The sequence below is a fragment of the Pantoea sp. genome (assembly GCF_039594315.1).
GTDB lineage: Bacteria > Pseudomonadota > Gammaproteobacteria > Enterobacterales > Enterobacteriaceae > Pantoea.
This window is the reverse complement of record NZ_JBCNNP010000016.1, coordinates 30584-45288: the sequence shown is the minus strand read 5'-3', so window position 1 is coordinate 45288 and position 14705 is coordinate 30584. Positions and strand designations below refer to the sequence as shown.

At 55.4% G+C, this 14705-nt stretch carries 11 protein-coding genes; 4 read left to right on the top strand and 7 right to left on the bottom strand.

The window, feature by feature from the left end; translation table 11 throughout:
• Positions 1-91: 91 nt before the first annotated feature.
• On the bottom strand, positions 92-1426 hold the full coding sequence (locus ABDW13_RS12000) for an NtaA/DmoA family FMN-dependent monooxygenase (RefSeq protein WP_343552779.1): 1335 nt from the start codon (positions 1424-1426) through the stop codon (positions 92-94).
• Complete coding sequence (locus tag ABDW13_RS11995) at positions 1423-2340, bottom strand: ABC transporter substrate-binding protein (RefSeq protein ID WP_343552778.1); 918 nt, start codon at positions 2338-2340, stop codon at positions 1423-1425. The genes ABDW13_RS12000 and ABDW13_RS11995 overlap by 4 nt, the downstream gene beginning before the upstream one ends.
• 369 nt (positions 2341-2709) lie before the next feature.
• Between ABDW13_RS11995 and ABDW13_RS11990 the strand changes: the two genes are divergently transcribed.
• The 4 genes from ABDW13_RS11990 (at position 2710) to ABDW13_RS11975 (ending at position 7280) form a co-directional block, all read left to right on the top strand.
• A complete protein-coding gene (locus tag ABDW13_RS11990; RefSeq protein WP_343552777.1) occupies positions 2710-5067 on the top strand; it encodes a membrane-bound PQQ-dependent dehydrogenase, glucose/quinate/shikimate family in 2358 nt (785 codons plus the stop codon).
• 162 nt (positions 5068-5229) lie between these two features.
• On the top strand, positions 5230-5859 hold the full coding sequence (locus tag ABDW13_RS11985) for a glutamate racemase (RefSeq protein WP_343552776.1): 630 nt from the start codon (positions 5230-5232) through the stop codon (positions 5857-5859).
• 222 nt (positions 5860-6081) lie between these two features.
• Positions 6082-6885, top strand: coding sequence for a glycoside hydrolase family protein (locus ABDW13_RS11980; RefSeq protein ID WP_343552775.1), 804 nt, complete (start codon positions 6082-6084; stop codon positions 6883-6885).
• Positions 6882-7280, top strand: a complete 399-nt coding sequence (locus tag ABDW13_RS11975; RefSeq protein ID WP_343552774.1) for a hypothetical protein — start codon at positions 6882-6884, stop codon at positions 7278-7280. Before ABDW13_RS11980 ends, ABDW13_RS11975 begins: the two co-directional genes overlap by 4 nt.
• A 7-nt stretch (positions 7281-7287) precedes the next feature.
• Here the strand turns inward: ABDW13_RS11975 and ABDW13_RS11970 are convergent, their stop codons facing one another.
• From ABDW13_RS11970 to tssE, 5 genes are read right to left on the bottom strand one after another with little or no spacing between them, the layout of a single operon-like run.
• On the bottom strand, positions 7288-8670 hold the full coding sequence (locus ABDW13_RS11970) for a serine/threonine-protein kinase (RefSeq protein WP_343552773.1): 1383 nt from the start codon (positions 8668-8670) through the stop codon (positions 7288-7290).
• Entirely contained in the window at positions 8663-11281 is a 2619-nt protein-coding gene (gene tssH / locus ABDW13_RS11965; RefSeq protein WP_343552772.1) for a type VI secretion system ATPase TssH, read from the bottom strand. The genes ABDW13_RS11970 and tssH overlap by 8 nt, the downstream gene beginning before the upstream one ends.
• Before the next feature lie 15 nt (positions 11282-11296).
• Positions 11297-12328, bottom strand: a complete 1032-nt coding sequence (tssG, locus tag ABDW13_RS11960) for a type VI secretion system baseplate subunit TssG (protein WP_343552771.1) — start codon at positions 12326-12328, stop codon at positions 11297-11299.
• On the bottom strand, positions 12325-14196 hold the full coding sequence (gene tssF / locus ABDW13_RS11955) for a type VI secretion system baseplate subunit TssF (RefSeq protein ID WP_343552770.1): 1872 nt from the start codon (positions 14194-14196) through the stop codon (positions 12325-12327). The genes tssG and tssF overlap by 4 nt, the downstream gene beginning before the upstream one ends.
• 1 nt (position 14197) lies before the next feature.
• Positions 14198-14689 (bottom strand): type VI secretion system baseplate subunit TssE, encoded by a 492-nt coding sequence (gene tssE / locus ABDW13_RS11950; protein WP_343552814.1) that lies wholly within the window; start codon positions 14687-14689, stop codon positions 14198-14200.
• Between the last annotated feature and the right edge of the window lie 16 nt (positions 14690-14705).

Sequence of the window (14705 nt, the reverse complement as noted above, 5' to 3'; positions counted from 1 at the left end):
ACAATCTTATACAATGTTAAACGCTTAATAAACGCCTCTGCGATATGGATTGCCAGGAATAATCGCAGAGGCAGAAACGTGATTAATTAAATTATTTCACCTTATTATTATGGAAACGATTTGCCGGTTTCGCTAAGCCCAAACGTTCGCGCAGCGTACCGGCTTCATATTCGCGACGGAATACACCCGCCTGTTGCAAACGCGGTACCACCTGTTCCAGGAAACGATCTTCATTTTCGTCGATGTAGGTCGGCAAAATCACAAACCCGTCGCAGGCTTGATGCTGATACCAATCAATCATCTGCTGCGCGATGGTATCGGCAGTGCCGGTCGGCGCCGGGAATGACAGGCTCTCGGCATAGCGTTTCGCCATTTCCCCCAATGTCAGATTCTGCTCAATCGCACTGGCAATCACATACTGGAAACGGCCTTTGCTGCCGGTGATTTTTTCACGCAAATCCGGTACCGGACCATCAATCGGATACTGCGACAAATCGATATTCATGCTGGCCGAGACAAAACTCAGCCCCGATTCCACCGTAATCAGCGATTTTAAGTACTCGGCACGTTCATCGGCATCACGCTGCGTATTGCCAACGATGGGTACCATGCCGGGCAGAATCCGCAGTTCATGCGGCTGGCGCTGATAGTGCAGCGCCCGTTGTTTCAGCGTCTGATAAAACTGCTGCGCGCGTTCACGGTTCGGCTGCACCACAAACAGCATCTCGGCGTGTTGCGCCGCCAAATCCACAAACGCCTCTGACACGCCAGCTTGAATCACCAGCGGATGGCCCTGCGGCGGGCGGGGCAGATTAAGTGGTCCCTGCACATCAAAGGATTCCCCTTGATGATCGAGCCGATGAAAACGCGCGGGATCGGCAAAGCGCGCCTGCGCTTTATCCAGAATCAGCGCGTCCTCTTCAAAGCTATCCCACAGCGCTTTCATCACATCAATGAATTCAGCGGCGCGGCGGTAACGTGCTTCATGGCTGAAATGTTCGCTGCGACCAAAATTACGCGCTTCGGCGTGACTCAGTGATGTCACCACATTCCACGCCGCGCGGCCGCCGCTGATGTGGTCGATATTCGCCAACTGACGCGCTGTGGTGTAGGGCACCGAATAGGAGGATGACACCGTACCACCGAGACCAATGTGATCGGTGACCGCCGCCAGCGCTGCTAATAGCGTCAAGGGTTCCGACCAACCGACCTGACGATGCTGCACGGTTTGCGCCAAATGCCCGCCATACACATCATCAATGGCCAACTTATCGGCCACGAACACCATATCCAGTTTGGCCGCTTCGGCACGTTGCGCGATTTTGCGGTACAACGGCCAGTTGCTGCCGCCGGTCGCGGCGGAATCAGGATGACGCCAGCCGCCCTGATGAATGCCGGAATCGAGGTAAAGCGCCAGGTTCATCATGGCTTCGCCCCAAAGAAGGACGCATCCACCAGCTTATCCGCCTGCAAACCCGGTTGTATCAAACCGCTGCGGGTGAAGGTATCAATTGCCAACTGCTGGCGTTGTTCCACCGTGGCGTAATCTTCCACCGGCGCATTGTTCTCGCGCTGTACTTTGCTGAGTGCCACCGCATCCGGCAGGCGCAGCAGCTGCGCCAACTCGCTGGCATATTCCTGCGGATGCGCCACGCCCCAAGCCCGCGCACGGATCAGACGCTGGCGGAAATCGCTGAGCTGCGCGCGTTTCGCGGCAATCGCGCTGTCGGTCGCCACCAAATAATTCGACACTGGCGAGTCTTTGCCATCAATGGCGATGCGATCGCCAGATTGCGCCACCGCGTAGGAAACATAGGGTTCCCACGTTGCCACCGCATCCACTGCGCCATTATCCAGCGCCAGGGTGGCTTCCGACGGCGTGGTGAACACAAAGGTCACGCTGTCATCCGCTAAACCGGCTTGATGCAGCGCATTCAACACCATGTTCTGTCCTGATGATCCTTTAACCGTCGCCACTTTTTTGCCTTTGAGGTCAGCGATGGTATGCAGTGCGCTGTCCTTTTTAACCACGATGGCATTGCCAAGATATTGCGAAGCCTGAATGGCGCGGATCTGCGCGCCCGCTGCCACAGCAAATGACAATGGCCCATCGCCGACTAATCCGGCATCAAGATGTTGTGAATTCAGCGATTCGAGCAACGGCGCGGCGTTAGGGAATTCGTACCATTTGATCTCATAAGGCACATTTTTCAATTCGCCAGCGGCAGACATCACCGCGCGGGCGTTGCCTTTTTGATCGCCGACGATCAATTCGCTGCTGGCAGCGTGGGTGGTTAAGGAGAGCAATAATAATGAGCTGGCTAATAAAGTGATTTTCATAACGTTTCCCGGTGAAAAAGAAAACAGCGTAAGTTTTCTGCTACAGCGGGCGTAGTAACAAATCCACGCAAGGTTATGCGCACAACGCAAATGCGTTGAAACCGCGCTAAATCGTGATCGGCCGTTATCAAAAAATGCGAATTATCCTTACTAATGATTAATTCTGTCACTCAAATGTGAAATGTGATTTCAATCACACAATGAGCGAAGCGGATGGTTGCTGGCATTAGCCGAACTACATTCATTAGCGGAGCTAACGACACACATAGCAACGGGTTTTTACTAAACGATAACGTAAGTTAAAATTTTGTTGATTCTATGTGGTGTTATTTTGAGGGTTTTATTGATGAGAAACGTTGAGGGATTAGCATGGTTAACAAATTAACCAGCATTGTGCTCGCGATCGTGGCGATTGCCTTGCTGTACATGGGCGGCAAGCTACTGATGCTGGGCGGCAGCGCCTTCTATGCACTGATGGCGGTAGGCTTACTGATTACCGCGATTTTACTGTTCAGAAACCAACGCAGCGCGCTGGCGCTGTACGCCATTCTGATGTGGATTACGCTGGCCTGGATTATCTGGGAAGTGGGCTTTGATAAATGGCAGTGGATCCCACGCGGTGACTTGTTCGGCGTGATTGGTCTGTGGCTGGCGATGCCGTGGGTGGTGAAACCGCTGTATCGCGGCGAACGCAAATTCCACGGTTTCCTTGGCGGTACGGTGATCATCATGATCGTCGTGGTGATTGGTCTGTGCTTCTACGATCCGTTGCCGCAAGCTGGCACCATCAGCAACGCGCGCGAGCAAAACAGCGAGCAGGGCGCAAGTAATGACTGGACGGCTTACGGCGGTTCATCCGATGGCCTGCGTTTCTCCGCGTTGAATCAGATCAGCAAAGACAACGTTAAAAACCTCGAAGTCGCATGGACCTATCACACTGGCGATCTGCGTCAGGATGCGGATGCCAGCGAATACACCTTCGAAGCGACGCCGCTGAAAGCCAACGGCATGCTGTACTTCTGTACGCCACATAACGAGGTGCATGCACTCGATCCGGAAACCGGCACGGTGAAGTGGAAGTTTACGCCGAGTAAAGATCGTTCTTACCTGCAACAGCACCAAACCTGTCGTGGCGTGAGCTATTACGAAGAAACTCCGGCGGCGGCGCAAGATAATGCGGCTAATCCGGCCATCTGCCGTAAGCGTATTTTCAATGCGACCACCGATGCACTGCTGATTGCGCTGGATGCCGATACCGGCAAGCCGTGTGCTGATTTCGGTCAGAACGGCATCGTGAATCTGCACGCCAACATGGGCGAAGTGCGTCCACATGCGCTGATGCAAACCGCAGCACCGCTGGTGGCGGGCAAGCTGGTGATTGTTGGCGGTTCCGTAATGGATAACGGCTTCAACAGCGGCAACCCATCGGGCGTGATCCGTGCATATGACGTGCAAAGTGGTCGTCTGGTGTGGAACTTTGATCCCGCACATCCGGAAAACACTGCACCGATTGCTGATGGCCAAAACTATCCGCAAGACACGCCAGTGGCGTGGGGTACGCTGAGCGCCGACCTGAAAAATGGCATTGTCTATGTGCCGTTTGGCAACGCCTCGCCAGATGAAGTGGGTATTGAACGCGATCCTAACAGCAACACCGAGAAATTCCGTGATGCGCTGGTGGCGTTAGATCTGCAAACCGGTGCCTTCAAATGGCGTTATCAAAGTTCTAACCACGATCTGTGGGACCGCGATAACCCGTCACAGCCTTCGCTGGTCGACATCGATTATCAAGGCCAGAAGCAGCCGGTGGTGATTCTGCCGACTAAAACCGGCAACCTGTTTGTGCTGAACCGTCTTACCGGTCAGCCGGTGTATCCGGTGAACCAGGTGAAGGTTTCTACTGACGGTATTGAAGGTGAGAAGTATGCGGCGACGCAGCCGGTTTCCAGCCTGAACTTCATCCCAGAAGCACTGACCGAGAAATCCATGTGGGGCATCACGCCGTTTGACCAGATGTCATGCCGCATGGATTTCCGTAGCCTGCGTTATGATGGCAACCCGTGGACACCAGCAACTGAAGGCGGTTCTCTGATCTTCCCTGGCAACATTGGGGTGTTCAACTGGGGTTCTGTCGCCGTCGATCCACAGCGTCAAATGTTGATCGCCGCGCCAGTGCGTCTGGCTTACAAGTACAACCTGATCAAACGTGATGCGCAGACCGCCACCGAGCGTATGTTCACCAAAGATGGTCAGCCGTACTGGAATGAAAACTTCCACGGTGATTATGCGATTCACATCCAGCAGTTGGCATCGGGCTTGGGCATTCCATGCATCGCGCCACCGTGGGGCCGCATGGTGGGTGTTGATCTCAAGACCGGTAAAACCGAGTGGCTGCGTCGCGTGGGCGTCACAAAAAACCTGAAAACCAGCTTCCTGCCTGGCCGCTTCCCAATCGGTTTCCCGATGGGCATGGTGGCGCACGGTGGTCCGTTGCTGACGGCGGGTGATTTGGTGTTCCACGGTGCAACCGCGGATAACTTCTTCCGCGCTTACGACAGCACCACCGGTGAACTGCTGTGGCAGACCGAGCTAAGCGCCGGTGCACAAGCTACGCCGTCGACCTTTATGGGCAAAGACGGTAAGCAGTACGTGGTGATTGCCGCAGGCGGTCACGGTTCGCTCGGCACCCAAGCGGGTGACAGCGTAGTGGCGTTCCGTTTGAAGTAATTGCTGTTCAATAAAATGAAAGGCGCCCACGTGGCGCCTTTTTTTATATTTTCGGTCGCCATTAATGGGGACCGCCTTTAACACGTGACTTAAATCCCGCGATAAATCTGCCGGTTACGCTATATTCATACCTTTCCCAGGACGCCAAACCCAAGGAACCTCATGACCATCGCCTGCCTGCACACTGCTGCGAGTAACATCGCCATCTTCGATCAAGCCGCGCAATCTCTCGGTATGCAGCCCACGCAGCTGAGCCACATCGTGATGCCGCATTTGTTGGCGGAAGCGGAATCAACCGGTGGCATGACGGCATTACAGCAGCACAACCTCGAACAATTTCTGCACAGCCTCACGCCGTGGTTCGATGCCATTGTCATCACCTGTTCCACACTGGGCCCGGTGGCGGATGGTTTCACCGCGCAGGGCAACCATTGTGCGGTGTATCGCAGCGATCGCTTGCTGGCGGACGAAGTGCATCGGTTGCCGGGCAAAGCATTGGTGTTGTGCGCAGCAGAATCGACGTTGGCCGCCACGCGCGCGCTGTTTTGTCCGCCAGGCGTGCCGGTTGAGCAACTTCCTGAGGTGCAATTGATTCCCGGCGCGTGGGCGGCATTTAAAGCGGGTAAGCATGACGACTATCACCGTCTGATTGCACAAGCCGTGGAGCAAGGAAAACAGCAGGGCGCGGCAACCGTCGCGTTGGCGCAAGTTTCAATGACTGCCGCGGCGTCACATTGCGCCACGCCACCCTTAACCAGCCCACATTTAGCGTTGCGACATTGCCTGCGCTAAAGCCATGTTGGCCCGTGAATATTCGGGCCAGCAAATCCTATCAATTCGTCTAAAATATTATTTACCGTGCTTCAAGTTGTCACGAAAATGTCATTTAAGACTTTAAGAACAATCCGAGCAAATAAATGAATTATAGTGGTGAGCCAAACTGCTTAATTGCCGCTGGCGTACCTTCCGACGCCGACAAAATGATTTTAATTGAAATGATTTTTGAGGCGAATAATGGAAACGATACAGGATAGCGTGGGGTTGCGCGGAGCTAATCGACCGCAAGATGTCAGACTGGTGCAACAATTATTAAGTAAAAATGGTTTCCCACAATTACGTGTGGATGGCATCTGCGGAAATAATACCACTAAAGCAATTATCACCTATCAAAAACACTTTTATCAGCATCCGGATGGTTTAGTCTCGCCGGGCAAAAAAACGCTATCACAACTCACGTCAAATCAACGCAGCGCGTTGCCACGCGTCGATGGTGCGACCGGCAATAATCCCAACGGTGCTCGCAAAAATCCGATGATCATGTATCCAAGTTATCAGGTACTTAAGCTGATGATGGATTATGAAGAGCTGCATACTTTACCCTATGACGATCACACCAAAGCTACCATCAGTAATTGGACGGTCGGTGCCACTATTGGTTATGGACATTGGATCAGCCGCGAAAGTGAATTTGCCCAATATAAAGATGGCATTTCAGAACAAGCAGCAGAAACGCTGTTCTCGCAGGATTTAAAAACCTTTGTTGATGCAGTGCGTAATTTTGTTAAAGTCGCACTCACGCAAAATGAGTTTGATGCATTAGTGATGCTGGCGTTTAATATCGGCACCAAAGATTCAAAACATCATAAGGGATTATATTATTCGACCGCGCTGAAAGTGATTAATGGCGAATCAGCAGAGAATTTGGATCGGGCGTGGATGCAGTTTGTTTATTCACGTGGCACGCGAATGAAGGGATTAGTGAATCGCAGGAAGAGCGAGCTGAATGTTTATCACAAAGGAATTTATATTAGATTATGAAAAAATTACTCGCTTTATCGCTGGCCTGCATTTCATTGCAGGCGTTTGCCCAAACGCCTGCTAAGCCAAAGCCTTTCTTCGACAGCAAAAGTTTTCAGGTATTTCTGGATACCCGCAGCTGTCTGGAAGGGGATGTGGAGTGTGATGGCATTGTTTATCACTCGATCAACAAAAAGAATCATCACGAACTGACGTTAAAAGGTTCAACCCTCAACATCGGCCCATCGCATGATTTCCGTGGCTACATTTTCCGCAATGGCGATTACAGCTATGTGCTGTCTCCGGCGCAAGGTGCGGGCAATTACGATAATCACGTCTGGACGTTGCAAGTTTCCCAGCACCAGCCGCAAGGCGACGTGGTGCTGTTCAGTGAAAACGGCAACGTTAGCGAATAACGCGGCTTCAGGAAGACGGCACATTCACCAGCCAGGTGCCGCTTCCTGCCTCAATATGCAAGCTATGCTGCCACGCACCGCCATCCTGGCGCGTCACCTGCAATTGATAATCTCCCGGTAACAAACTCAACATTTTCATGCCGTCTATTTCTTCAGCGGCGTGCGGTCTGCCATTGATATCGATTTGCGTCAACGCGGTGTCAGGGCTGGCGCGCAGGTAGATTTGTGCTGGCACTGCCGCGACAGCGGGTGACGGCGTCACGTTTTCCGGTTGTTTCGCAGGTTGAACCGCTTGCGGCGCTTCTGCGATCAATTTGGGCGGCGCAGGTTTCAATCCTTGCACCACCAGCACGGCTGCCGCCGCGGCACCGAACAACAACCAAGACCGACGTGAGCGGGTTGGCGTAACTGGCTCAGCTTGCTCCACTTCTTCAATTAACGCGGGCAGTTGCACAGCAATGGTCGCGGGCGGCTCATCCTGCGCCAGCAACCCATGATCATTTTGCGCCAGCAACTCGCGCAGCGCGGTAACCGAGGCGGGCCGCTGGTCAGGTTCACACGCCAGCATGCTATCGATGGTACGTAACAAACCCGCCGAATAGCCGGGCAGATCGCGTTGCGCCAGTGGCTGATAATGGTCATGCAGCGAACGCACCACGCTGACCGGCGGCGGTTCACCGCAGATCAAGGTGTGCAGCACCGCGCCAAGTGCGTAGATGTCGGTCCACGGCCCTTGATCGCCATCGCGGCCTTCGCTGTATTGCTCAATTGGCGCGTAGCCGGGTTTGAGCATGATTTCGGTTTTATCGGTGAGATGACCAATGGTTTTGCAGGCCGAACCAAAATCCAACAACACTGGCGCATCATCCTGTTGCAGCAAAATGTTGTCGGGGGCGATATCACGATGCAAATACTGATGATCGTGCAGCGTTTTTAATGCGCTGAGCAGCGGCGGCAACATGGCACGCAGCGCGCTTTCGCTGCACGGCGTGAAATCACGCAGATAGCGATTTTTCAGCGTCTCGCCATGATAAAACTGCGTCACCATATACGCCGTATCATTGGCCTGCCAAAAGCGCAGCACGTGCAGCAGATGGGGATGATTAAAGCGCGCCAGCGTTTTCGCTTCCTGAATAAAGCTATTTAATCCAGCTTGATACAAACGCATAAAGCGCTCGCTGCGCAGCAGCAGATGGTGTTGTTCATCACGCAGCGCAATTGAGGCGGGCATAAACTCTTTAATCGCCACGGTGCGTTCCAGCTCGTTATCCCAGGCGCGATAAACAATGCCAAAGCCGCCTTCGCCTATCACCTGCTGGATTTCATACTCGTTAAAGCAGTAGCCAATCGGCAGCGCCTGCGAGGTGGTTTTCTGCGTGACCTCACTCATGAGTGGCCTCCACCAACGGGCTGAAATGCAGCTGGAAGCTTTGCTGATAATCGACCCGCAATTGACGCGGCGCGTCATGCAAAGTTTCACTCAGCAACTGGCAACTGAGTTGCGGCAGCAGCGTCTGCGACAGCACCGCATCGACCATACGACCACCGGATTCGCCTTCGGTGCAGCGGCGCATAATTTGCTCGGCCACTGCGGGTGCAAATTCGGCGTGAATGGCATGACGTTCCAGCAAGCGCTGGCGGATTTTATCCAGGCGCAGATCGATGATGCGAATCAGCATCGCATCGCTCAGCGACACATACGGAATCACCGCCAAACGGCCCAGCAGCGCGGCGGGGAATACCTCACGTAGCGGCTGGCGCAGCAGGGCGCTCAGCGCCTGGTGATCAGGACGATCCGCTGCCGTGCCGCAAACCTGCGCAATCTCATCGCTGCCGATATTCGAGGTGAGAATGATCACCGTGTTGCGGAAGTCGATGCGGCGGCCTTCACCATCCTCCATCCAGCCTTTGTCGAACACCTGGAAGAAGATTTCATGCACGTCAGGATGGGCTTTTTCAATCTCATCCAGCAGCACTACGCTATACGGACGACGGCGCACCGCTTCGGTCAGCACGCCACCTTCGCCGTAGCCAACATAGCCCGGCGGCGCACCTTTCAGCGTCGAAACGCTGTGCGCTTCCTGGAATTCGCTCATGTTAATGGTGATCAGATTTTGCTCGCCGCCGTACAGCGTCTCGGCCAGCGCCAGCGCGGTTTCGGTTTTACCGGTGCCGGACGGGCCGCACAGCATAAACACGCCAACCGGTTTGCTGGGATCGTCGAGTCCGGCGCGTGAGGTTTGGATGCGCTGGGCGATGGCATCCAGAGCCGGTTGCTGGCCGATGACGCGCTGCGCCAGCGTGCGGGCCAGATTGAGCACCGCATCGCGCTCGCTTTGTAACATGCGACCGAGCGGAATGCCGGTCCAGTCGGCGACCACGCTGGCGATCACGTTGCTATCGACTGCCGGGAACGTCAGCGGTTTGTCGCCTTGCAGTTCGTCCAGTTGCTGTTGCAGCGCCAGATAGCGTTCGGTGTGTTGCGCACTGTGATCGACCAGCAAGGTGGCGCGCAAGGTGGTCAGTTGCTGGGTCAAAATCAGCACTTGCTGCCAGCGCGCGTTGAGTTGATGTTCTTCCTGCTGGCGCTCGGCCAACGCCAGTTTGGCGCTGGCAATACGTGTTGGCGCGTTGGCCATACCCAAATGCAATTCGCGCTCGGCGATATCGATTTCCAGCTGCAACGCCGCCAGCTGCTGACGGCAATAGGCCAGCTCCGGCGGCTGATGGTGCAGACTCACCGCCACGCGCGCACAGGCGGTATCCAGCAGCGCAATGGCTTTGTCCGGCAACTGACGCGCCGGAATATAGCGTTGCGACAAACGTACCGCGCTGGTTAACGCCTCATCCAGTAGTAATACATTGTGATGGCGCGACAGCGGCTGCGATAAATGGCGCAGCATCAAAATCGCCGTGGCTTCATCGGGTTCCGCCACTTGCACGGGTTGGAAACGGCGAGTCAGCGCCGGATCTTTCTCGATGTATTTCTTGTATTCCGTCCAGGTAGTGGCGCCAACCGTGCGCAACTGCCCACGCGCCAGCGCCGGTTTCAACAGGTTGGCGGCATCGCCGGTGCCTTGCTGGCCGCCCGCGCCAACCAGCGTATGGATTTCATCAATAAACAAAATGATCGGCTGGGCGCTGGATTGCACTTGATTGATTACCGCTTGCAGGCGCGCTTCAAATTCACCTTTCATCGCCGCACCGGCTTGCAATAGCCCAATATCCAGCAGCCACAGCTGCACGCCTTGTAACGGCGGTGGCACGTTGCCGCTGGCAATGCATTGCGCCAGGCCTTCTGCTAGCGCGGTTTTGCCGACGCCCGCTTCACCGGTCAGCAGCGGATTGTTTTGCCGACGACGCAGCAGGATATCGACCATTTGACGGATTTCATCATCGCGTCCGACCACCGGATCGCTTTTACCAGCACGCGCTTCGGCGGTGAGATCGCGGCCATATTTCGCCAACACCGACTCTTCGCTGGAAGCCGGTGCCGGGGCGGTTTCATGAGTTGCCGTCGCCTGTTCATCGCTACCCTGAATAAAGTTTGGCAATTCATCCAGCAGGCGGTCAGCGCTGATGCGGCCAAATTCGCTGGAGATCGCCAGCAACACATGACGCAACGCCACGGTTTTTAGCAGCGCCAGCAGCAGATGTGCGCCGCGAATCTGGTTTTCACCGACGCTGAGCGAGCAGTAAATCCATGCGCGTTCTACCGCGTTATCAATATGTTCGGCCAGATCGGCGACGGCGCTGGCACCGCGCGGCAGGCGATCTAACGCTGCCAGCAAATCCTGATTGAGTTGCGCTTCATCCAGCTCACAGCGGCGCACGATCAGTTGCAGATCGCCATTCGGTTGCTGCCACAGCTGGTGCAGCCAATGCACTAATTCGACGTAGGGATTGCCGCGCAATTTACAGAAAGTGGTGGCGCTTTCCAGCGTGGTAAACAGTGATCGATTCAATTTGCTAAACAACACGTTGCGACGGATATCTGACATGGTTTTCCCTTTTGATTAAGGCTGATAAATCAAATCATCACGATGTTGCGGCTGTGGCTGCTGGCCCAACCAACTGCTCAAGCCCAGCGGCTGATCGCTGCCCAATGCCACGCCGTGCACATCGCGCTGGTCCAGCACCAGTTGCACTTCCCATTGATACTCAATGCCGAGGTAATGACGCACCCAATCCACCACTTGCTGTGCGTGGTTGCGCCGGGGCAGCAGCGGTTGATAATCGTTGAGGCGAAGCGGGCCGAGGCGCAGCCGGAATTTGTGCTGAATATCGCGAATCGTACCCCCCAAAAAGGCGGTTTCACCGAGGCGCGGCGCGTGTTTTCCGGCACGTAACTGCGCCTGTTCGCGCGGGCCGATGCGCATCCATTGCGGGATATTGCTGATCAGTTCCACCGGCACCTGCAAATACCAACTCAGGCTGCGCGTCAGTCCTTCCGCATCGTGAGTTTGGCGGGTGAAGTGTCCGGCCAGCGCATAGCGCGCATGTTCGTTGAGGCTGCCGCGCTGCTGCTCCAACGCCGGTTGGCCGATGCCAGTTAGGCAGGAAAGGTAATGGTTGAAGCGTTGGCGATCGGGGCGATCCAGCGAAATCGCCGGTTGTGCATCGGCCCACGCGCGGTAAAACAGCAAAATCAGCCGATGATGAAACAGGTTACAAAACGCCACCATGCTGCGATCGCCGTGATGCGTAACGCGCTCGTGCGCGTACTCGGTCAAATGCAGCGGCAGCGGACCGTTGGGGCCGAACAGGCCAAAACTCCAGATATCCACTTCATTGAGTTGATCGTTGGCGCGCTGGCGAATCCCGGCCACGGTGGCGGGCGCAAACGCCAGCGACGGCGATTGTCCCAGCCGCAACGGTTCCTCGCGCGGCAGCGGCGCACGGCCCAGTTGCCAGGCGTGCCCGGCTTGCGCATCGAGACGGCGCAGCAGTTGAAACAGGTCGTGTTTGAACGGTGCGGCACGCCGCTGCGGCCAAAAGTCCGCTGGCAAGCGACAGTGAATGCGCCAGCGGCGATTCAGCGCCGTCACAGCAGTGGCCTCTTGCCCATTTGCGGTGGCCAATAACCAATCTCGCCGCGCTGATCGCTGTTAATCGTTAGTTCGGTAAAGGTATTGATCGCCACCATGCGGCTGAACAAAATCGCTAACACGCTGCCCAGCAGCCACGGGCTGGCACCGCCAAACGCCTGCTCATCCAGCGTTAAGGTGATGGCAATGCCGCGCGCGAAGACAATCGGCCCGGGCTCTGGCACGCGGCGAAATACCGGCCGCATTTCGCAGTGACGCACGCCTTCAATTTGACGCGCGGTGGCGGCTTCGGCGGTATTGGCATACAGCGCCAACAGTTGTCGCAATGAGGCCGCACCCTGATCGCCCTCGCTCTCCATCAGGCTGAGGTAGTTAAGTTGCAATTGGCTCATTAAGCGCCACGCCATCGCACCCGCCGCCAGCGCGGGACGCGGTGCGGTTGGCCCTTTGCGCAGATGAATACCCAGCACCGGCGCGGAAGTGGGTAAAGTGAAGGATTCCATACCGTGCTGCATCAACATCAGCGGCAAATCGCGGTTAGTGCACAGCACATCGGCCATCACATACTGCACTGCATCGGACCACGGTGATTGCTGTTCATCGACCAGCGTGACGAATAACTCGGAACCGGCATAACCGGTGCGCGTGCCGTACACCTTGGCTTGATCGGACAGCGCGCGCGGCTCGCGACGCTGGGAAAAATAGGCACCGTAGTTGCCATTGTCGCGGCCAAAGCTGTGCCAGAATGGGCGGAAAATTTGCTCTTCGCTCAGCGTTTGCCCGCTGCCATACAGGCGGTTAATGCTGAACACTTCGTAATCCAGCGGATGAGTATTATCCACTACCAGATGATAATCGTTGCGCGCTTCGGTTAGCTGGATGCGTTCCGCCACGCGCGGAAACAGGTTGATGGCGGGCGTGCAGTGCAGCGCCAAATGCGACACATCCACCCGATTTTCCAGATCGTCATCGGCTTTATCCAGCAGCAGCACAATCTCCATCTCAGTCGCGCCGCGCAGCTGTTTAACCAGCGGTTGCAGGCCCGAGGTGCGCATAAACAGAAAGCGGGCCGGAAAGGCGAAATACTCCTGCAATAGCCGATAACCGCTAAAACCGCGCAGGTCATCCGGCAGCAGCGCTTCATCGGCGGCAAAGCCTTGCGCTTGCAAAGCTTCGGCTTCCAGTAATTGATGGTGCTGGTTATCCGTGCTGCGATACAACACACCAACACAGTGCGCCATCAGCAGTTCCATCAGACGACTGGCCGGTAGATCGCCCGCGCTCAGGTGGAAACGCAGATCGTCCATCGCCAACTGATGCAGCGGAATATTGCCGGTGGTTTTCAGCCGAATGCGCAGCGCGCGCATTGCACCGCGCTGGGCCAGATTGGCAGCGGAAAGCGGCAGGTTGGCGGGCAAGCCGCCGAGCGTTACTTCACTCAGTTGCAGCGGCAATAAATTGACATCATGCGCGGTACGGTATTTGCAGCTAATGCCTTTACTTTTCAGCGCCTGATTCTCAATCAGCGATCCACGCGGCACGGTAAAACCGCTGCTGATCTTGCCTTTCATATGATCGGGCTGAAACTCGACAATCGCCATCGACGGCGTTGGCGCGAGGTAATTGGGGTAGATCATCTCCAGCAGCTGTTCGGTGAAGCGCGGGAATTCGGCATCCATCTTCAGCTGCACGCGCGAGGTGAGGAAGGCAAATCCCTCCATTAAGCGTTCGGTATAAGGATCGGCGACTTCGATACCTTGCATACCCAAACGGCCGGCCACTTTCGGATAGCGATCGGCAAATTCCGCGCCCATTTCACGCAAATAGTTCAGTTCACGATTGTAGTAGTCGAGCAGTTGCGGATTCATATTAGTTCGACTCCTTCAGATCAAAACGGCTGTGCTCAAGATCGAGTTCGGTACGAAACACAAAAGCCAGCGGCCACGGGATGCACCACAAATTGCCGCTGATTTCGATGGAAAGGGTGTTGTGATGGTTGTGCGCGTTAACATCGCTCAGGCAGCGAATCTGCAAATCCTGCGGGATAATGCGCGGTTCAAACTGCAACATGGCACGCTGTAACGAGCCACGCACATCGTCCCACTCAATCTCCGACATGCGCTTACCGGCTAGCGGTGTGAGGCCAAAATTGATCACCGATAAGCGCGCGTCAGGACACGGTTTGAGGTTGTGCTGGCTTTCGTTGTTGATGCAGTTGAACAGCCACTGCAAATCACGCAGCACCTGAGTACGCAGTTGTTGATGGCTGAGCGCCTGACGGCCGGTTTCGATTTTTTGTTGATCGGGCTGATCGTCGGTTAAGCGATCGAGCAGGCTGGGGCGCATCTCATCCTGCGGCATTACGCGTTGATGGTTG